Origin of the sequence: Pseudomonas sp. S44 (assembly GCF_016624805.1) — a bacterium.
Classification (GTDB): domain Bacteria; phylum Pseudomonadota; class Gammaproteobacteria; order Pseudomonadales; family Pseudomonadaceae; genus Aquipseudomonas; species Aquipseudomonas machongensis.
Genome location: NZ_JACVTY010000001.1, coordinates 179,358 through 197,244 on the forward strand (window position 1 = coordinate 179,358; position 17,887 = coordinate 197,244).

Consider the following 17,887-nt stretch of genomic DNA (forward strand, 5'->3'; position numbering starts at 1 on the left):
GCGCCGCGGTCTCAAAGTTGATCGAAATCCAGCACCACGCGGTCGCTCAGCGGATACGTCTGGCACGACAGCACATACCCCGCCGCCACCTCGTAATCCTCCAGCGCATGGTTGCTGTCCATTTCCACCTCGCCCTGGATCACCCGGCACTTGCAGGTCGAGCACACGCCGGCCTTGCACGAATAGGGCAGCTCGGCGCCAATGGCGTTGCCGGCATCGAGAATGTTCTGACTGTTGCGCGGCAGGTCGAAGGCCAGGGCACGGCCATCGCTGATCACGGTGATATGGCTCAGCGCCGAGTCCAGTTGGTGCGCCGCCTCGCGGGCTTCGCGCCTAGCCTCGTTGCCAGCGGCGGCAAACAGTTCGAAATGGATGCGTTCGCGCGGCACGCCGTTGTCTTCGAGGCTGGCCCGCACGGTTTCGGTCATCGCCTGCGGCCCGCAGATAAAGGCGGCATCGAGGGCTTGCACGTCGAGCCAGCGAGAGAACAACTGGCCGCACTTGTCAGCATCGATTCGGCCGTTGTACAGGTCGACATCCTGCTGTTCGCGGCTGAACACGAAAATCAGGTTCAGGCGGTCCAGGTAACGGTTCTTCAGGTCTTCCAGGCGATCGCGAAACAGTGCGCTGTTGCTGGCGCGGTTGCCGTACAACAGGGTGAAGCGGCTGTTGGGCTCGCAGGCCAGGGTGGTGGCGATGATCGACAGGATCGGGGTGATACCGCTGCCGGCGGCGACCCCCAGGTAATGGCCATGGCGTTCGGCCTGCAGTGGAACGAAGAAGCTGCCGCTGGGCGGCATCACGTCCAGTTGCTGGCCGACCGCGAGCACATCGTTGGCGAATGCCGAGAAACGCCCGCCCGGCACGCGCTTGACCGCTACGCGCAGCTCGCCGTCCTGCACGGCACTGCAAATCGAGTAGGAGCGGCGCACTTCCTCATCGTCGAGAAAGGTGCGCATCACCAGGTACTGGCCCTGGGTGAAGCGGAACGCGTCCTGCAGATGGGCGGGCACGTCGAAGGCGATCGACACGGCGTCGCGTGTCTCGTGACGCACTTGCTTGATGGTCAGGCTGTGAAACTGGCTCATGGTCGTCTCCACGGCTCAAATGCATTTGAAATAGTCGAACGGCTCCAGGCACTCGCGGCAGCGATAAAGCGCCTTGCAGGCCGTGGAACCGAACTGGCTGAGCAGTTCGGTGTGGGCGCTGCCGCATTGCGGACAGCACACCTGGGGGGCTTCGCCGAGCAGGCTGCGCTTGCTGGCACTGCCCTGTGGCGGGGCGATGCCATAGACACGCAAGCGTTCGCGGCCCTGATCGCTGATCCAGTCGGTGCTCCAGGCCGGGGTCAGGCGGCGTTCCAGCGCTGGCTGGGCAAAACCGGCCTGTTCCAGGGCCTGGCGGATATCCCCCTCGATCACCTCGGTGGCCGGGCAGCCGGAGTAGGTAGGGGTCACCACCAGGTGCAGATGGCCGGCGCGCCAGTCCAGGTCGCGCACGATTCCCAGGTCGACCACGCTGACCACCGGCACTTCCGGGTCCATGACCTGCTCCAGCACCGCCCAGGCCCGCGCCAGCTCGCCCTCGCGCAGGCTGCGGGCGCCCCGGTCGCCAGCGATCAGCTCACCAGATCGCATCGGGGTAGGCCCGTGGCAGGAACTGCATCTCGGCCAGCAGCAGGCCCAGGTGTTCGGTGTGCAAGCCCTTGCGACCGCTCAGGTAGAAATGGCTGGCAGGCTTGGGTTGCGGCAGCTCGACCGAGGCGAAGATGGCGCTGACCTGGGCGAGCCAGGCTTGCCCAACTTGCCCCGGGTCGGCGGCAATACCCGCGGCGGCCAGGCGCGTCTCGCTTTCACTGCCCTGGCTCAGCTCCACGGTGAAACGCCACAGTGCCGGGATTGCTGCGAGCATGCGGCGACGGCTCTCGTCGGTGCCGCCGCCCAGGCGCTGCACCCATTCACCGGAGCGCCTCAGATGGTAGGTGACCTCCTTGAGCGCTTTGGCTGCGATGCCGGCGACGCGCGGATCGCTGGAGGCGCACAGGCCTTGGAGCATCGCCAGGTGCCAGGCGTCGTAGAGGAACTGCTTGGTCATGGTCACGGCAAAGTCGCCGTTGGGTTGCTCGACCAGCAGCAGGTTGTGGAAGGCGCGTTCGTCGCGGCGAAACGCCAGGGCGTCGGCATCGCGACCGTCGTCGAGCAGTTCGGCGGCGTACTCCAGCCAGTTGCGCGCCTGGCCGATCAGGTCGAGGCCGACATTCATCAGTGCCAGCTCTTCTTCCAGTGCCGGGGCGTGGCCACACCACTGGCACAGGCGCTGGCCCTGGATCAGGGCGCTGTCGCCGAGCAGCAAGAGGTAGGGGATCAGATCGTCGTTGTGCATGGCGGGCCTCACATGTGTCCGACTTCGTCAGGCAGCTCGTAGAAGCTGGCATGGCGGTAGACCTTGTCGTCCGAAGGGGCGAACAGCGGGTCTTTTTCATCAGGCGAGGAGGCGGTGATCAGCGCCGAAGGCACGACCCACAGGCTCACGCCTTCGCTGCGCCGGGTGTACAGCTCACGGGCGTTCTCGATGGCCATGGCCGCGTCGGCGGCATGCACGCTGCCCACGTGCTTGTGGTTCAGGCCGTGCTTGCTGCGCACGAATACTTCGTAGAGGGTCCAGACAGACATGTTCGATCTCCGCATCGGTCGCCGCTTCAGGCGGCGTTCTTGTTCTGTTGCTTGCGCGCATAGGCCACGGCGGCCTCGCGTACCCAGGCCCCGTCTTCGATGGCCTGGCGACGGGTGGCGACCCGCTCCTGGTTGCAGGGGCCGTTGCCCTTGATCACTTCGTAGAATTCGTCCCACTGGATTTCACCGAAGTCGTAGTGACCGCGCTCGGCGTTCCACTTCAGTTCCGGGTCCGGGGCGGTGCAACCGAGCAGCTCGAGCTGCGGCACGGTCTGGTCGATGAAGCGCTGGCGCAGTTCGTCGTTGGTCTGGCGCTTGATCTTCCAGGCCATCGACTGGGCGCTGTTGGGGGAGTGTTCGTCACTGGGGCCGAACATCATCAGCGAGGGCCACCACAGGCGATTGATTGCGTCCTGGACCATGTCCTTCTGCGCCTGGGTGCCGTGGCGCATCATGGTCAGCAGCAGCTCGTAGCCCTGGCGCTGATGAAAACTCTCTTCCTTGCAGATACGGATCATCGCGCGCGAGTAGGGGCCGTAGGAGGTGCGTTGCAGTACCACCTGGTTGACGATCGCCGCGCCGTCGACCAGCCAGCCCACCGCGCCCATGTCGGCCCAGCTCAGGGTCGGGTAGTTGAAGATGCTTGAGTACTTGGCCTTGCCGCTGTGCAGCTTGGCGATCTCTTCGTCGCGGTCGGCGCCGAGGGTTTCCATGGCGCTGTACAGGTACAGGCCATGGCCGGCTTCGTCCTGGATCTTGGCCATCAACTGCAGCTTGCGCTTGAGGCTCGGCGCGCGGGTGACCCAGTTGCCCTCGGGAAGCATGCCGACGATTTCCGAATGGGCGTGCTGGGAGATCTGGCGGATGAGGGTCTGGCGGTAGGCCTCGGGCATCCAGTTTTTCGGTTCGATCTTGATCTCGGCGTCGATCTTCTCCTGGAAGTGGCGCTCTTCGGGCGACATCTCTTCCAGTGACTTGACACGTTTGACGCCGGTTTCGACTAGCTGTGCGTACATGTTCGGGCTCCCGCCTCAGGGGTGGTTGGGGCATGGAGTCTTTTATAAGCGATACGTGATCCAACATCAAACACAAAATCATGTATCAGATAAAATTGTGTATCACATTACGCCTCATCGTGGGGCTGTGGGAGCGGGCTCGTCCCGCGATAGGGCCGGCAAATCCGGCGCAAAAAAAAAGCCCCGGACCAGGCCGGGGCCGAAAAAGGCAGCCGAATCGAAAGTCAGCTGGCCAACCGTTTGTCGTAGACGTGGCAAGCCTTGCCCTCTGAGCGCTTCAGCGTTCCGCAGGGCTGCAGGCGAATCTGCGTGCTGATGCCGATGTAGGTCTTGATCTGCTTGCTCAGCTCACCCACAAGCGCCTTGCGCGTAGCGTCGTCCAGGTACTGGCTGTCGGCGCGCAACTCCACGTGCACTTCCACGCTGTCGAGATTGCCATTGCGATACAGATGGATCTCGTAAAGCTCGGAAAGCTGTTTTATTTTCAGTACCTGCTCTTCGATCTGCGTAGGGAACACGTTGACCCCGCGGATGATCAGCATGTCGTCGCTACGGCCGGTGATCTTGCCAATGCGCCGCATCGGCCGTGCCGTGCCGGGCAGCAGACGGGTCAGGTCGCGGGTGCGGTAGCGCACCATCGGCAGCGCCTCCTTGCTCAGCGAGGTGAACACCAGCTCGCCCAGTTGCCCGTCCGGCAGGACCTCGCCGGACACCGGGTCGATGATCTCGGGGTAGAAATGGTCTTCCCAGATGGTCGGGCCGTCCTTGGTCTCGATGCACTCCATGGCCACGCCTGGCCCCATGATTTCCGACAGGCCATAGATGTCCAGGGCGTTGATGCCCAGGCGTTGCTCGATGGAGCGGCGCAGCTCGTCGGTCCAGGGCTCGGCACCGAAGATGCCCAGGCGCAGCTTGAGGTCGTTGGGGTCGATGCCCTGGCGCTCGATCTCATCGGCCAGGTTGAGCATGTACGAGGGCGTGACCATGATGATGTCGGGCTGGAAGTCGCGGATCAGTTGCACCTGCTTCTCGGTCTGACCGCCTGACATGGGGATCACCGTGCAGCCCAGGCGCTCGGCGCCATAGTGAGCGCCCAGGCCACCGGTGAACAGGCCGTAGCCATAGGAAACATGCACCTTGTCGCCCTTGCGTCCGCCTGCGGCGCGGATCGAGCGGGCGACCACGTTGGCCCAGGTGTCGATGTCGTTCTGGGTATACCCGACCACCGTTGGCTTGCCCGTGGTGCCGCTGGAGGCGTGCAGGCGTACCACTTCTTCCTGGGGGACGGCAAACATGCCGTAGGGGTAGTTGTCGCGCAGGTCGCTCTTGCCGGTGAAGGGGAAGCGCGACAGGTCTTCGAGCGACTTCAGGTCGTCCGGGTGGGCGCCGCAGGCGTCGAAGCGCTGACGGTACAGTGCCACCTTGTCGTAGGCGTGGCGCAGGCTCCAGCGCAGACGTTCGAGCTGGTGCTGGCGCAGCGCATCGACACTGGCAGTTTCCATGGGGTCAAGCAGGGCGCGTTCGGCATCGTGGTACATGTTCATGGCTTCACTCGAGTTGTTCTTGTACGCCGGCCCGTCGAGGGGCCGTGAGTGTCATGGTGGGCAGCATACTGCCCGTTGCAGCGTGGGTCGCGGTCCGTTGGTCGAAGTGCCTCAAAGGCGTTCGATCACCATGGCGATGCCCTGGCCGACGCCGATGCACATGGTGCACAGCGCGTAGCGGCCGCCGGTCAGTTCCAGCTCATGCAGCGCGGTGGTGACCAGCCGCGCGCCGCTCATGCCCAGCGGATGCCCCAGGGCGATGGCGCCACCGTTGGGGTTGACCCGTGGATCGTCGTCGGCAACACCCAGCTCGCGCAGCACTGCCAGCCCTTGGGCCGCGAAAGCTTCGTTGAGCTCGATCACGGCCATGTCGGCCAGGGCAAGACCGGTCAGCTCCAGCACCTTGCGCGTCGCAGGCACCGGGCCGATGCCCATGATGCGTGGCTCGACACCTGCTGCGGCCATGCCGACGATTCGCCCGCGGGGCTTCAGGCCGTGGCGGCGGGCTGCGCTGCTGCTGGCCAGCAACAGTGCGCACGCACCGTCGTTGACCCCCGACGCGTTGCCGGCAGTGACGCTGCCACCTTCGCGAAACGGCGTACCAAGGCGCGCCAGCTGCTCCAGGGTGGTGTCGCCGCGCGGGTGTTCGTCTTGCTCGACCAGCTTGGGCGGGCCCTTGCGCTGGGCGATCTCGACCGGGACGATTTCCCGCGCCAGGCGGCCATTGGTCTGGGCGGCGGCGGCCTTGTGCTGGCTGCGCAAGGCAAAGGCATCCTGGTCGGCGCGCGAGATGCCGAACTGCTCGGCGACGTTCTCGGCGGTCTCGGGCATCGAGTCGATGCCGTATTGGGCTTTCATCAGGGGATTGACGAAGCGCCAGCCGATGGTGGTGTCGAACAGTTCCGCACTGCGGCCGAAGGCCTGTTCGGCCTTGCCCATGACGAAGGGCGCGCGGGACATGGATTCGACGCCGCCGGCCAGCATCAGCCCGGCCTCGCCACAGCGCAGGGCGCGGGCGGCGTTGCCGATGGCGTCCAGGCCGGAGCCGCACAGGCGGTTGAGGGTGGTGCCCGGCACCTCGACAGGCAGCGCGGCCAGCAGCGTGGCCATATGCGCAACGTTGCGATTGTCTTCGCCGGCCTGGTTGGCGCAGCCGAGGATCACATCGTCGATGGCGTGCCAGTCCAGTGTCGGGTGGCGGGCGATCAAGGCTTTGATCGGGATCGCCGCCAGGTCGTCGGCACGCACGCTGCTCAGGGCGCCGCCGTAGCGGCCGATGGGCGTGCGCACGGCGTCGATGATCAGGGCGTCGTTGAGGGTCGGTTCAGTCATCTTGCATCTCCTGCGTCAGCACGCTGCCGCGCAACTTGTAGGACTTGCCATGGAACAGCGCCACCAGCTCGCCACGCTGGTTTTCCAGGCGCACGTCGTAGAGGCCGGTGCGGCTCTTGCGCACCAGCTCGTGGGCGGTGGCGGTCAACTGGTCGCCGAGCAGCGCCGGGGCCACATAATCGATGCTGCAGCCCAGGGCCACAGTGGCCTCGTCGTGGCTGTTGCAGGCAAAGGCGAACGCCGAATCGGCCAGGGCGAAGAGAAAGCCGCCGTGGCAGGTGCCGTGGCCCTGGATCATGTCGGCGCGTACGGTCATGCGCACGGCAGCGCTGCCGGGGCCGGCCTCGAGCAGTTCGATGCCCATGCCTTGAGTGGCCCGGTCACGGGCGTACATGGCGTCGGCACAGGCGCGGGCCAGCACTTCGGGCGTGCGAGGTGTGTCAGTCATGCAGGCGGCCTCCTTCGGCATGGGTGCGGCGCAGCAGCAGGGAAGGGCGATAGCGTTCTTCGCCGTAGGCCTGCTGCAGGTGTTCGAGGGTGCGCAACGTGTGGGCAAGGCCGATGCGTTCGGCCCAGGCCAGAGGCCCCAACGGATAATTGACCCCGGCGCACATGGCCAGGTCGATGTCGGCCGCCGACGCGACACCTTGCAGCACCGCATCGGCGGCATCGTTGGCGAGCATGACCACCGTGCGCAGCACGGCCAGGCCCGGCAGGTCGGCCAGGGCGCTGACGTTGAAACCGGCACGCTGGAGCAGCGCGACAACCTGATCGCGGGCTTCGATCGTGGTGTTCCTGGCCCAGGTAATCGCGATGCGTGTCGCGCTGCTGTAATCCAGGGCAAGGTCGATCAGGACCAGGTTCTGCAGACCGTCGTCGCGGGCGCGCTGGCTGGCCAGGCGACCGTCGGACAGGGCCAGGGTGGCATCACCAATGCGCAACAAGCCCTGGCCGGCGCGTTGGGTCAGTTTGACGCCGCTGGCGCTCAGGCGCTGCAGCAGCGGCTGCATGACACCGAGGTCGCCCTCGACCACGCAGCGTGTAACTTCGGCAGAGCTGCGCAATTCGGCAGGCTGCGGGCGTTCGGCGCCTTCGCGGTAGTCATAGAAACCTTGGCCGCTCTTGCGCCCCAGGCGCCCGGCGGCCACCAGTTCCTTTTGTACCTGCGAGGGCTGGAAGCGCAAATCCCCGTAATAGGCGTCGAACACCGAACAGGTGACGGCGTAGTTGACGTCATGGCCGATCAGGTCGGTGAGTTCGAACGCGCCCATGCGGAATCCGCCAGCCTCGCGCAACAGCGCGTCGAGGCTGGCGCAATCGGCGGCACCTTCCTGCAGCAGGCGCAGGCTCTCGGCATAGAACGGACGGGCCACGCGGTTGACGATGAAACCGGGGGTGGAGCGTGCATGCACGGGCTGCTTGCCCCAGGCCTTGGCGGTGTCGTACAGCGTATCGGCCACCGCCGGTTCGGTCGCAACCCCCGACACGACCTCGACCAACGCCATCAAGGGGGCAGGATTGAAGAAATGCATGCCGATCACGCGCTCGGGTCGGGCCAGCCCCGCTGCCAGGCGGGTAATCGACAACGACGATGTATTGCTGGCGAGGATGCAGGTTTCAGCGCAGAGGGCTTCAAGCTGGCGCAGCAGTTGCTGCTTGATATCGAGGTCTTCCACGATCGCCTCGATCACCAGCGCCGCATCGGCCAGGGCCTCGAGCGACTCGGCAGGCTGCAGGCGGGCTATGGTCGACTCGCGCTCGCAGGCGTTCAGCTTGCCTTTGTCCACCAGGCGCGCCAATTGCCGAGCAATGCCGTCGATGGCCTGCGCTGCGGCGCCCGGGCGATTGTCATAAAGCCGGACCGCATGCCCGGTCTGGGCTGCAACCTGGGCAATGCCGGCCCCCATGGCGCCAGCGCCGATCACCGCAACCTGAGCTTCAATGTGCAGGGCACTCATCTCAGCACCCCTTGAACACGGGCGTACGCTTTTCCATGAAGGCGCTGACGCCTTCGCGGTAGTCGTCGCTGCGCCCGGCCAGGCGTTGCAGGTCGCGCTCGAGCGTCAGTTGCTGGTCGAAACTGTTGTCGAAGCTTGCGTTGAGGCTGCGCTTGATCAGCGCCAGGCCGTAGGTGGGCTGAGCGGCCAGGTGCCGGGCCAGGCGCAGTGCTTCGTCGCGCAACTCGGTGTCGTCGACCACGCGGTGAATCAGCCCCCATTGCTCGGCCTGTTCGGCGCTCAGGCGCTCGCCCAGCATCACCAGGGCCTTCGCGCGGGCCATGCCGACCAGGCGCGGCAGCAGCCAGGTGCCGCCAGAGTCCGGGATCAGCCCGATGCGGCAGAACGCCTGGATGAAGCTGGCCGAGCGCGCGGCCAGCACCAGGTCGCAAGCCAGGGGAATATTGGCGCCGGCGCCGGCAGCCACGCCGTTGACCGCACAGATCACCGGCATCGGCAAGTCGCGCAGGCTACGGATCAGCGGGTTGTAGAACTGCTCGATCGACAGGCCCAGGTCGGGCCGCTCGGCACCGGGCGCAACGTTGCGGTCGGAGAGGTCCTGGCCGGCGCAGAAACCGCGGCCTTCCCCGGTCAGCAGCAGGACCCGCGCCTGTTCGCTCTGGCGTACCTGCTTGAGAGCCTCGCGCACCTCCTGGTGCATGGCGGTATTGAAGCTGTTGAGTTGCTCGGGGCGGTTGAGCGAGAGGAGGGCGATGCCGTCCTCGATGGAAAACAGGATGTGCTGGAAGCTCATGGCAAGCGCGCTCCGTCAGTCGGTGGAATCGGGTGGGTCAGCGGCCGATGAAGCTGGCCGGGCGTTTTTCCTGGAAAGCGCGGATGCCCTCGGCGCGGTCGGCCGTGCCGGCCAGCAGGGTGAAGGCATGTCGCTCGAAGCGCAGGCCGCTGGCGAGGTCGGTATCCTGGGCCTTTAGCAGCGCCTCTTTGGCCAGGCGCACGGCCAGGGGCGCCTTTTGCGCGATGCTGCGCGCCACCTGCAGGGCGCGTTCGACGGTCAATTCGGGCTGGGTCATTTCGCTGATCAGCCCGGCTTGCAGGGCATGGCGGGCATCGAGGGTTTCGCCGGTAAGCACCAGCTGCATCGCCAGTGGCTTGCCGACTGCGCGAAGCAGGCGCTGGGTGCCACCGGCGCCGGGAATGATGCCGAGGTTGATCTCTGGCTGGCCGAAGCGTGCGTCGGACCCGGCGATAACAATATCGGCGCACATCACCAACTCGCAGCCGCCGCCGAGGGCGAAACCGTTGACGGCGGCGATCAGAGGCTTGGGAAAAGCCGCGATGCGCTGCCAGTGGGCGACACGGGGATCGTTGAGGATACCGACCAGGTCGCGCTCGGCCATCTCGTTGATGTCCGCGCCTGCAGCAAAGGCCTTGCGATTGCCGGTGATGACCACCGTACGGGTGTGCTCGTCATGGGCGGCAGCGTCGAGTTCGTCGGCGAGCTCTGCCAGCAGCTCGGTATTCAGGGCGTTGAGGGCTTGCGGGCGGTGCAGGGTGATCAGGCGGACACCGTCCGCCTGGGCCTGCACAACGAGGTTGCTTGGCATGGTGGTACCTCAGGCTGCACGTTTGGCGCCGGTCAGGGCCGGCCAGTTCTTGGAGTCGGTTGCAGTGGTGGCGCAAGTATAGGCGCAAAGCGATACGAAATATCAACATTAAAATTAATATGATGTATCTAAACGTCTACTGCTGATCGCCGGGATCGCTGAAGTTTCTTGTGCGCATAGGTTCCGAGCAACCAGTCGATGAGAATGACGATTCAAGAAAGCGATACAGCAATTACAAAATTGACTGATCTATTTGAAGTGATACATGATCCTTGACCTTCATGAATCACATTGAGTCGCTCCCATGCCCTGCTATCGCCTCGACGGCCTGACCCCAGTGGTCCATCCCACCGCCTACGTCCACCCCAGTGCCGTCCTGATCGGCGATGTGATCGTCGGCCCCGGCTGTTATGTCGGGCCTCTCGCGGCGTTGCGGGGCGACTTTGGGCGCATCGTCCTGGAGGAGGGCGCCAATCTGCAGGACACCTGCGTGATGCATGGCTTTCCGGGCGGCGACACGGTCATCGAGCGCAACGGTCATGTTGGGCATGGCGCGGTGCTGCACGGGTGCCGAGTAGGGGCGGATGCGCTTGTGGGCATGAATGCGGTGGTGATGGATGGTGCGCATATCGCGCCACGCTGCATCGTGGCGGCCACGGCATTCGTCAAGGCGGGGTTCACCTGCGAGGCGCAGAGCCTGGTGGTGGGCTCGCCGGCCCAGGCCAAGCGTACGCTGAGCGATGAGGAAGTCGCCTGGAAGCAGCGCGGCACGCAGGAGTACCAGGCGCTCGCCAGACGCTGCATGGCGTCGATGGTGGAGTGTTCACCGCTGAGTGCGGTCGAGCCCGCACGCCCGCGCATGGGCGATACCGGCCTGCGGCCGAAGACGGGGCATGGCGCATGAGCATTGCCGTGTCGCGCCATGGCCAGGCGGGGCGGGGTAAAGGTATAGTCGGGGCTTTCTCCGCGCCCAGTTCCCCCATGAGCAGCCTCGCACCCCTGAATCACCTGATCACCCGCTTCCAGGAGCAGACGCCAATCCGCGCCAGCTCGCTGATCATCACGCTGTATGGCGATGCCGTCGAGCCCCACGGTGGCACGGTGTGGCTGGGTAGCCTGATCGGTTTGCTGGAGCCCTTCGGCATTAACGAGCGACTGATTCGCACGTCGATCTTCCGCCTGACAAAAGAAGGCTGGCTGACCGCTGAAAAGGTTGGTCGCCGTAGCTACTACAGCCTGACCGGCACCGGCCGACGGCGTTTCGAGAAGGCATTCAAACGGGTCTACAGTGCCAGCCTGCCAGCCTGGGACGGCGCCTGGACGCTGGTGCTGCTCTCGCAGTTGGACGTAGCCAAGCGCAAGTCGGTACGTGAAGAGCTGGAGTGGCAAGGATTCGGAGCCATCGCCCCTAACGTGATGGGTTGCCCGCGTGCTGATCGTGCGGATCTGGCGGCGACCCTTCGCGAGCTGGAGGCCGAGGAAGACAGTATCGTCTTCGAGACCCATGCCCAGGAAATTCTCGCCTCCAAGGCCATGCGCGCGCAGGTCAGGGAGAGCTGGGGGATCGACGAGCTGGGCCATCATTACAGCGAGTTCATTCGCCTGTTCCGTCCGCTGTGGCAGGCACTGCGCGAACAGGAAACGCTGGAGGCGCAGGATTGCTTCCTGGCGCGCACCTTGCTGATCCACGAATACCGGCGTTTGCTGCTGCGCGATCCGCAGCTGCCTGATGAACTGCTGCCTGGCGACTGGGAGGGCCGTGCAGCGCGCCAGTTGTGCCGCAATCTCTATCGTCTGGTGTCGCCCAAGGCTGAAGCCTGGCTCAATGACATGCTGGAGACGGCGGACGGACCGCTGCCGGATGCCAGCGAGAGTTTCTACCGTCGATTTGGTGGTTTGAGCTGAAGCATACGTGGTACGTATCACGGTATGTTATGGCGACTGAGGTCGACCATACTTCTATGGCCACCCCTGAAAGCTGAAGCGCCCTGCAGGGCGCGCCAGCCAAAGAGTCGTGCTCAACTCCGCTCGACCAACCCCGCCAATACCGTCTGCAGATCGGTGCGCGCCTGGCGCGGCGCCCCTTCGAAGTCGATCCAGCCCGCATTGAAGCCATCGAGCATTTGCATGCGCGGTACCGGATTCTCCATCCCTTGCTCAAGGAATAGTGCCTCCCAGCTATCGCGCGGGACTGCTTGCGCCTTCACTTCACGCCCGAGCACCTGGCCAAGCGTGGCAGCGAGCTGCAGCGGGGAGATCGCTTGAGGGCCGGTCAGCTCCACCACCCGCACGCCCTCCCAAGGCTCCTGCAGCAACTGCGCTGCAACGCGCCCGACATCGGCCGTGGCGACCATGTGCACCGGCTTGTCCAGCGGTTGCAGGAAGCTGTACAGGACGCCATGTTCCCGAGCAGGGGCAATGTCCCACAGGCTGTTCTCCATGAACCAGGCAGCGCGCAGAAACGTTATCGGCATGGGCAGCTGCCCCAGCACATGTTCCATTTCACCCAGCTGCGATAGCAGGTTAGGGTGGCTGGCCTGCGCGCCAACGGTGGAGAGGCACACTACGCGTTCCGGTTGGCTGGCCAGCAGTGCTGCGTGCAGGTTGGCGAGTATCGCGCGGGTTTCGGGGAAATCAGGGCGAGGGTCGAAGTTCGGCGGCAGCAGCACGAACACAGCGGTGGCGCCTTGGAACGCACGAGTCAGGGCGACACGGTCCTGCATGTCGGCTACCGCGACGCTGCACCCCTGGGCCTGCCAGGTTTCGCCCTTGGCGGCATCGCGCACCACAGCGCGCACCTCCTTGCCTGCGGCCAGCAGGTTGCGCGCCAGGGCGCTGGCGACTTGGCCGGTGATGCCAGTGATAACGTACATGGTATGTAACTCCTGAGTGGGAGGCGGCACAGCGCCGCGTTCGGGAGCCAGTCTGTGGTGCGTCGATTGATTAATCGATAACATGAAGCTCATTTCAATAATGACTGATTGGCATCAATATGAGTTTCGATGAGCGCAGCCTCAGTGGCATGAGTGTGTTCGTCGCCATCGTCGACAGTGGCAGCTTTGCCGCTGCAGGCGAGGTGATGGACATGTCTCAGCCAGGTGTCAGCCGGGCGTTGGCGCGCCTGGAGAAACGCCTGGGGATTCGCTTGTTTGACCGCACCACACGCTCGGTCACCCTGACCGACGAGGGGCGCCGCCTGTACGAACAGGTGGTGCCGTTGCTGGCAGCGCTGGACGAGGCGGCCAGCTCGGTGACCGAGGGGGCAGCGGTGGTCAGGGGGCGGCTGCGGGTCAATGTCGATCCGTTTTTCGCTCGCCTGATACTTGGTCCGCGCCTGGGCGGGTTTCTCGAGGCGCACCCACAACTGAACCTGGAACTGATCACTCGCGATCGCCTGGGCGACATGGTCGCCGAAGGTTTCGATCTGGCCGTGCGTTTCGGCGAGCCCCGTACGTCCAGCCTGGTGGCGCGCAAGCTGCTGGACACTCGCATCCTCACCGTGGCTGCACCGGCCTACCTCAAGCGTTTTGGCCGCCCGGCACAGCCGCAGGCCCTCAGCGAACATCGCTGCATCCAGTTCCGCGATCCGCAGAGTGGTCAGCCTTTTGCCTGGGAGTTTCACCGCGGTGCCGAGCGCTTGACCGTGGACACGCGCGGGCAATTGCTGGTCAACGATGTGGGCAGTCTGCACAGCACCTGCCTTGCCGGCTACGGAGTTGCGCAGGTGATGGCTTTGGGTAGCGAGCTGCTACTGGCCGAGGGCCGCCTGGTCGAGCTGTTCGACGACTGGCCGGACGAGCGTTTTCCGCTGTATGCACTGTACCCTTCGCGGCATCACCCGCCGGCCAAGGTGCGCGCATTTCTCGACTTCGTCCTGGAGTTGCTCAATGCACCTCAGGTGTGAGGGCAGGGCGTAGCTAAGTGCGCGTGAGCTTGTCGGCTTGCGTGCTGTCGGCGAGGGATCTGGGGGCGGACATAATGCGTGGTAAGCATAACTCAACTAAATAACTATTTAGCGTAGCTATAATTTAGATGCCTATTAATCAGACAGGCGACGCCCAAGCCAAACCGTCTGGCCACCGCATTCCGCGTCCTCTGCGATGTGCTCCAGCAGCTCAAAGTCGTGGTTGGCAAGCAGTGCAGTGTATTCCTGAGGGTCGAGGCTCGCATGGTACAGCGTTTCACCCTCGAACACGCCCAAGGCTTCGCCATGAGAAGGCCCACTGGTGAACATCAGCAGCGCTCCAGGTGCGGCATGACGCTGAAATATCGGGAACATCTTGCGCTGATCGTCGGGCTTGAGATGAAAAAAGCTGTTCCAGGCGAGGATGGCCGCGAACTGGCGATCGAGCGCCAATGTGCGCATGTCCGCGTGAATCCATTCCTGCGTTGGAAATTGCGCGCTGCACAGTGCGAGCATCTGCTCAGACGAATCTACACCGATGACAGACGCGCCGGCGTCGATCAGATAAGTGCCACGGGTTGGCCGGAGCCGCAGCCCAGATCCAGAACGGTCGCAGACGGCGGTAGCAATGAACGGAAGCGTTCGATCCATTTGCGGTCGATGAAATGGTTGACGCGCAGATCGCTCCACGTAGCGGCGTGGCGGTCGTAGAGACTGATGATCTGATCTGCGGATGGATGGTGAGACATGAACTGGAGCATCCTTGATCGGCTTTGAAGGGTGAAGGCTCATGAGGGGCTTGCTGAGAGTCGAATGTACCTTGGGTGTGGCTCGTATGGGAAATACAGAAATACGCATAATGTATATTATGTTAAATTTAGTATTGTGAGAGTTGACCTCGATCAGTGTCCAATCCCACATACCTCCGGTCAAATCCCCACACCCCCCGTGTGGACGTTGAAACCAAAACGGAACTCTGTCGCTTCACCGGAAACAACACCTTCCCAATGCATTGCCCGCCAAAGCTCAGGTAAAACAAGAACTGCAGCTGGCCACTGTCGAACCCAAAACGGAATGCCCCAGCGGCGTGAGCTCGTTTTTTTGCCTACTGGCCTGCCGGAGCCAAAACGGAAAAATGTTTCGACCTCCATCTCCGGCGCACTTAAGCAACTGAAATCTATTAGTTTCTCGGAGCCGCTTTGCCCTGGCATGGTCATCGCTGTTGGAACCAAAACGGAAAAATGGTGCGTTGCGCCATTCGTTTGTCTTGCAGAATTGCTAAAGCTAGAGACTTGGCTACATTGTGCCGAAGCATCGACCTAACCGGCCCCATGAAGGACGTCAAGGTGACCCCGAGATCAATTCTCACACACCGCGGTGAAACAGCATGCCGTACTAAAGACTCTGTCAACGACAGTATCGAAGCCGATGGGCGCACCGCATACCAATCTGCCCTGATTTATGGCTACCTGGCGTCGTTCCCGGCAAACATCGCCGCAGTCGAAACCTATGATCATTTTTGCCGCTACGCCCAGAGCCTTCCGTCCGGCCTAAGAAGCAAATCTCGCATCGTGGGGTTCCTCGAAAAGTTTGTGCTTTGGGCGATTTGTATTGCGAGGAAGCCATTGGATGAGTTTATGGCATCAGATATCAGGGACTTCAGCGCCTTCTGTGCAACGCCGCCAGAGCCTTGGATTGGTGCTCGTAAAGCTCGATTTGTTACCAACGGAGGCGCCGAGTGCCATGCCGGGGACTGGAAACCATTTGGACAGTCGATTACAGAGCCTGAACTGGGGTACGTGATTAACCGGTTTTTCAAATTCTTGAGCCCGGAATTGGGGATGCAACCCAGGCTGTCGACCTCAGATCTGTACAAACCACCAAGAGCGCCTTTCAGTGATCTTGACGATTCTCAGGCCGTGGACTATCTCCAATATCTCGCCAACCTGACACCATGCACTAAGGTTTCTGAGCGTAGTCTGTTTGTGTTTTCGGTCTGCTATCACCTTCGCCTGAGTTTCAAAGAATGGCGCGCAGAGCGCAGCCACTTTTCGATGGCCTGTTTTTCATCAATCGTCACCAGAAATCCGCGCTTTATCATGCGAGGTCATCTACGGGACTATAACATCCCCGTACCTCAAGCCCTCGTAGATGCGATTATTAGATACAGGCGGAGCCTGGGCATAACTGCCATCCCATCTCCGGGCGAAATCGACCCAATACTTACCCAAGCCTTGCTAGACAAGCTCATGTATAGGCTTCCCAAAATGCCTGGCTTGAAGTGTTCTCCAAGCAGGTTGCTTGATCGAGCTGTAGGTTTTCATCGAAGCCAGCTCGATCCGCCAGCCTCCATTCCTAACTCGAAGAGCGAAAACTCGCGCCAGTACCGATTGGGCTGGAAGCGTAAGCAGCTTGCTATGGCCCGTGAGGACGTTCAGCACCAAGCCCCTGCGGATCTAGACGCCGGCTATCACATTCAGGAATGCCCTCCTCCATTATTCGGGATGAGACGTAGGGAAGTACTCGTTTTTTCCAAGTCCCAAGGACAGGCCTATATTAAGAGCTACTTTCCAAGACGTTTTTTCAAGATTGCGATGGAGTCGCTTGAGATCCTTCGAATTTATCGTTCATGCAGTGCCGATCGGTTAAAGCTGGTGGCACTTGAGAAGCTACTACTGTGGTCAATTTACATAAAATGCAAGAGCTTTTATTCGCTAACCCCGCTTGATGCGCATGAGTTTTACGCGTTTTGTCTTGCTCCGCCGGCGAGCTGGACAGGTAATTACTCTCGGGCCAGGTTGAACGCGGGAGCCATGGGTGTGCAGCCAAATCCCAGTTGGACTCCATTTATCCACATTTCGGGTGGCGATCAAGAAAGGATCTTGCGTGCGGCTCGAATCATGGACTGGTGTGATAACGTCAGTAACTCACTACTGGTTATTGAGTCGATCAAAATTAATATTTTTTCTGGGCTGACGGATTAGGGATGCAGATATGCCACGCGATAAGGGTCAAAAGCCCAATTACAAATACGGCCACAGAAACCGCCCTGAAAATCGAGCAGTTAACGTTCAGCCAAGTGCGTCGGTCGACGCGTGCCTTTACGATTAGGTGAGCGAGTGATTGCACCATCGCCTCCCTCCTCCTCTTAGCTTTCCTCCACAAAAAGAGCTTGTATGAGCGTGGCTCTAGGAGCACGGCTGTCGTGAATCAAGCCGCCCGCTGAGCGTGCGTCTTGCCCCTGGCGGGCTTCCATCCTCACGCCTGCGCGCTCCACTTGCCTTGGTTGCTCAGGTCACTCAATCTCCCCAACGAGTCTATTACGCGCAGGGATACATCACCGCTGCGCGGCAAGGCGGATCGTTAAGGAGGATGGTTGAAATAGACACTCAAGACTGATCTTGCAACCTCAGATTACTGGCGGGCCTGGCTCCGGCTAACTCCACGGAGGAAGACGGTCAGGCTCTCCCAAAGGCGTTGCCGCAGACTTTGCTTCGCTGCTTGGCCCAGTTTCTCCAGTCGCTCAACCCTTGCAATCATCCGTGCGATGGCAAGTCTTGCCCGGCGTCGGCGTCCATTCCTTCTCATCCACTGGTCTCCCAAAAATGACCTGGCTACAGCGTAGCGTGATCGAAAGAATGGTTACCGTACACGACGTAAAAAACTACGGCTACCTACCAAAGCTTGCGTTTGATGTGGGTATCAATACCCGCGGCCCGATATACTGTATGTATATACAGTATAATGCTAAAGCCCGAAAAACCGATAACCTGCCTCCTCTGCGAGGCATCAAGCCAAAGGTCATTAAGCTCCTAGTGCTCGGAATATAGGGCTCCCAGTCCTCTTCATTGAACGGA

Annotated in this window: 18 protein-coding genes; 4 read left to right on the plus strand and 14 right to left on the minus strand. The window is 62.3% G+C overall.

What is annotated here, in order from left to right; genetic code table 11:
- Positions 1 to 11: 11 nt before the first annotated feature.
- The 11 genes from paaE to paaF all read right to left on the minus strand — a co-directional run bounded on the left by paaE (position 12) and on the right by paaF (position 10,126).
- Positions 12 to 1,088 carry a 1,2-phenylacetyl-CoA epoxidase subunit PaaE gene (gene paaE / locus IAE40_RS00705; protein ID WP_200602410.1) on the minus strand — a complete coding sequence of 359 codons (1,077 nt, stop codon included), beginning with the start codon at positions 1,086 to 1,088 and terminating at the stop codon, positions 12 to 14.
- Between the two features lie 15 nt (positions 1,089 to 1,103).
- Entirely contained in the window at positions 1,104 to 1,637 is a 534-nt protein-coding gene (paaD, locus tag IAE40_RS00710; RefSeq protein WP_200602411.1) for a 1,2-phenylacetyl-CoA epoxidase subunit PaaD, read from the minus strand.
- Positions 1,624 to 2,382, minus strand: a complete 759-nt coding sequence (gene paaC, locus IAE40_RS00715) for a 1,2-phenylacetyl-CoA epoxidase subunit PaaC (protein ID WP_200602412.1) — start codon at positions 2,380 to 2,382, stop codon at positions 1,624 to 1,626. Before paaC ends, paaD begins: the two co-directional genes overlap by 14 nt.
- An 8-nt stretch (positions 2,383 to 2,390) precedes the next feature.
- Positions 2,391 to 2,672 (minus strand): 1,2-phenylacetyl-CoA epoxidase subunit PaaB, encoded by a 282-nt coding sequence (gene paaB, locus IAE40_RS00720; protein WP_004374528.1) that lies wholly within the window; start codon positions 2,670 to 2,672, stop codon positions 2,391 to 2,393.
- Positions 2,673 to 2,698: 26 nt separating this feature from the next.
- A complete protein-coding gene (gene paaA, locus IAE40_RS00725) occupies positions 2,699 to 3,688 on the minus strand; it encodes a 1,2-phenylacetyl-CoA epoxidase subunit PaaA (protein WP_065863738.1) in 990 nt (329 codons plus the stop codon).
- Between the two features lie 224 nt (positions 3,689 to 3,912).
- Entirely contained in the window at positions 3,913 to 5,232 is a 1,320-nt protein-coding gene (paaK, locus tag IAE40_RS00730; RefSeq protein WP_112898306.1) for a phenylacetate--CoA ligase PaaK, read from the minus strand.
- Positions 5,233 to 5,343: 111 nt separating this feature from the next.
- Complete coding sequence (pcaF, locus tag IAE40_RS00735) at positions 5,344 to 6,564, minus strand: 3-oxoadipyl-CoA thiolase (protein ID WP_200602413.1); 1,221 nt, start codon at positions 6,562 to 6,564, stop codon at positions 5,344 to 5,346.
- The gene (gene paaI, locus IAE40_RS00740) at positions 6,557 to 7,012 is read right to left on the minus strand and encodes a hydroxyphenylacetyl-CoA thioesterase PaaI (RefSeq protein ID WP_197890882.1); all 456 of its coding nucleotides are present in this window, start codon (positions 7,010 to 7,012) and stop codon (positions 6,557 to 6,559) included. The genes pcaF and paaI overlap by 8 nt, the downstream gene beginning before the upstream one ends.
- The gene (gene paaH / locus IAE40_RS00745; RefSeq protein WP_200602414.1) at positions 7,005 to 8,522 is read right to left on the minus strand and encodes a 3-hydroxyacyl-CoA dehydrogenase PaaH; all 1,518 of its coding nucleotides are present in this window, start codon (positions 8,520 to 8,522) and stop codon (positions 7,005 to 7,007) included. The genes paaI and paaH overlap by 8 nt, the downstream gene beginning before the upstream one ends.
- A 1-nt stretch (position 8,523) precedes the next feature.
- Complete coding sequence (gene paaG / locus IAE40_RS00750; protein WP_197890886.1) at positions 8,524 to 9,315, minus strand: 2-(1,2-epoxy-1,2-dihydrophenyl)acetyl-CoA isomerase PaaG; 792 nt, start codon at positions 9,313 to 9,315, stop codon at positions 8,524 to 8,526.
- A 37-nt stretch (positions 9,316 to 9,352) separates the two neighbouring features.
- Positions 9,353 to 10,126 (minus strand): 2,3-dehydroadipyl-CoA hydratase PaaF, encoded by a 774-nt coding sequence (gene paaF, locus IAE40_RS00755; RefSeq protein WP_200602415.1) that lies wholly within the window; start codon positions 10,124 to 10,126, stop codon positions 9,353 to 9,355.
- 304 nt (positions 10,127 to 10,430) lie between these two features.
- On the opposite strand from paaF, the gene paaY reads away from it, so the two are divergent.
- Both paaY and paaX read left to right on the plus strand, forming a co-directional pair.
- Positions 10,431 to 11,030, plus strand: a complete 600-nt coding sequence (gene paaY / locus IAE40_RS00760) for a phenylacetic acid degradation protein PaaY (protein ID WP_063544942.1) — start codon at positions 10,431 to 10,433, stop codon at positions 11,028 to 11,030.
- 77 nt (positions 11,031 to 11,107) lie between these two features.
- On the plus strand, positions 11,108 to 12,031 hold the full coding sequence (gene paaX / locus IAE40_RS00765; RefSeq protein WP_197890890.1) for a phenylacetic acid degradation operon negative regulatory protein PaaX: 924 nt from the start codon (positions 11,108 to 11,110) through the stop codon (positions 12,029 to 12,031).
- 113 nt (positions 12,032 to 12,144) lie between these two features.
- On the opposite strand, the gene IAE40_RS00770 is transcribed toward paaX, so the two are convergent.
- On the minus strand, positions 12,145 to 12,999 hold the full coding sequence (locus tag IAE40_RS00770) for an NmrA family NAD(P)-binding protein (protein ID WP_200602416.1): 855 nt from the start codon (positions 12,997 to 12,999) through the stop codon (positions 12,145 to 12,147).
- A gap of 119 nt (positions 13,000 to 13,118) precedes the next feature.
- Here IAE40_RS00770 and IAE40_RS00775 point away from each other — a divergent pair, with 119 nt between their 5' ends.
- Complete coding sequence (locus tag IAE40_RS00775) at positions 13,119 to 14,030, plus strand: LysR family transcriptional regulator (RefSeq protein WP_200602417.1); 912 nt, start codon at positions 13,119 to 13,121, stop codon at positions 14,028 to 14,030.
- A gap of 135 nt (positions 14,031 to 14,165) precedes the next feature.
- Here IAE40_RS00775 and IAE40_RS25655 read toward each other — a convergent pair whose 3' ends face one another.
- Together IAE40_RS25655 and IAE40_RS25660 are read right to left on the minus strand one after the other, a co-directional pair.
- On the minus strand, positions 14,166 to 14,681 hold the full coding sequence (locus IAE40_RS25655; RefSeq protein WP_325167255.1) for a class I SAM-dependent methyltransferase: 516 nt from the start codon (positions 14,679 to 14,681) through the stop codon (positions 14,166 to 14,168).
- The gene (locus IAE40_RS25660; protein ID WP_234465015.1) at positions 14,591 to 14,779 is read right to left on the minus strand and encodes a hypothetical protein; all 189 of its coding nucleotides are present in this window, start codon (positions 14,777 to 14,779) and stop codon (positions 14,591 to 14,593) included. Before IAE40_RS25660 ends, IAE40_RS25655 begins: the two co-directional genes overlap by 91 nt.
- A 582-nt stretch (positions 14,780 to 15,361) precedes the next feature.
- Here IAE40_RS25660 and IAE40_RS00785 point away from each other — a divergent pair.
- Positions 15,362 to 17,014 carry a hypothetical protein gene (locus IAE40_RS00785; protein ID WP_200602418.1) on the plus strand — a complete coding sequence of 551 codons (1,653 nt, stop codon included), beginning with the start codon at positions 15,362 to 15,364 and terminating at the stop codon, positions 17,012 to 17,014.
- Positions 17,015 to 17,887: the final 873 nt, after the last annotated feature.

What these genes read in the sequence shown, in the direction of transcription:
- paaE (WP_200602410.1), bottom strand. Translation starts at nt 1,088, where the DNA reads ATGAGCCAGTTTCACAGCCTGACCATCAAGCAAGTGCGTCACGAGACA.
- paaD (WP_200602411.1), bottom strand. Translation starts at nt 1,637, where the DNA reads ATGCGATCTGGTGAGCTGATCGCTGGCGACCGGGGCGCCCGCAGCCTG.
- paaC (WP_200602412.1), bottom strand. Translation starts at nt 2,382, where the DNA reads ATGCACAACGACGATCTGATCCCCTACCTCTTGCTGCTCGGCGACAGC.
- paaB (WP_004374528.1), bottom strand. Translation starts at nt 2,672, where the DNA reads ATGTCTGTCTGGACCCTCTACGAAGTATTCGTGCGCAGCAAGCACGGC.
- paaA (WP_065863738.1), bottom strand. Translation starts at nt 3,688, where the DNA reads ATGTACGCACAGCTAGTCGAAACCGGCGTCAAACGTGTCAAGTCACTG.
- paaK (WP_112898306.1), bottom strand. Translation starts at nt 5,232, where the DNA reads ATGAACATGTACCACGATGCCGAACGCGCCCTGCTTGACCCCATGGAA.
- pcaF (WP_200602413.1), bottom strand. Translation starts at nt 6,564, where the DNA reads ATGACTGAACCGACCCTCAACGACGCCCTGATCATCGACGCCGTGCGC.
- paaI (WP_197890882.1), bottom strand. Translation starts at nt 7,012, where the DNA reads ATGACTGACACACCTCGCACGCCCGAAGTGCTGGCCCGCGCCTGTGCC.
- paaH (WP_200602414.1), bottom strand. Translation starts at nt 8,522, where the DNA reads ATGAGTGCCCTGCACATTGAAGCTCAGGTTGCGGTGATCGGCGCTGGC.
- paaG (WP_197890886.1), bottom strand. Translation starts at nt 9,315, where the DNA reads ATGAGCTTCCAGCACATCCTGTTTTCCATCGAGGACGGCATCGCCCTC.
- paaF (WP_200602415.1), bottom strand. Translation starts at nt 10,126, where the DNA reads ATGCCAAGCAACCTCGTTGTGCAGGCCCAGGCGGACGGTGTCCGCCTG.
- paaY (WP_063544942.1), top strand. Translation starts at nt 10,431, where the DNA reads ATGCCCTGCTATCGCCTCGACGGCCTGACCCCAGTGGTCCATCCCACC.
- paaX (WP_197890890.1), top strand. Translation starts at nt 11,108, where the DNA reads ATGAGCAGCCTCGCACCCCTGAATCACCTGATCACCCGCTTCCAGGAG.
- IAE40_RS00770 (WP_200602416.1), bottom strand. Translation starts at nt 12,999, where the DNA reads ATGTACGTTATCACTGGCATCACCGGCCAAGTCGCCAGCGCCCTGGCG.
- IAE40_RS00775 (WP_200602417.1), top strand. Translation starts at nt 13,119, where the DNA reads ATGAGTTTCGATGAGCGCAGCCTCAGTGGCATGAGTGTGTTCGTCGCC.
- IAE40_RS25655 (WP_325167255.1), bottom strand. Translation starts at nt 14,681, where the DNA reads ATGGATCGAACGCTTCCGTTCATTGCTACCGCCGTCTGCGACCGTTCT.
- IAE40_RS25660 (WP_234465015.1), bottom strand. Translation starts at nt 14,779, where the DNA reads ATGTCTCACCATCCATCCGCAGATCAGATCATCAGTCTCTACGACCGC.
- IAE40_RS00785 (WP_200602418.1), top strand. Translation starts at nt 15,362, where the DNA reads ATGAAGGACGTCAAGGTGACCCCGAGATCAATTCTCACACACCGCGGT.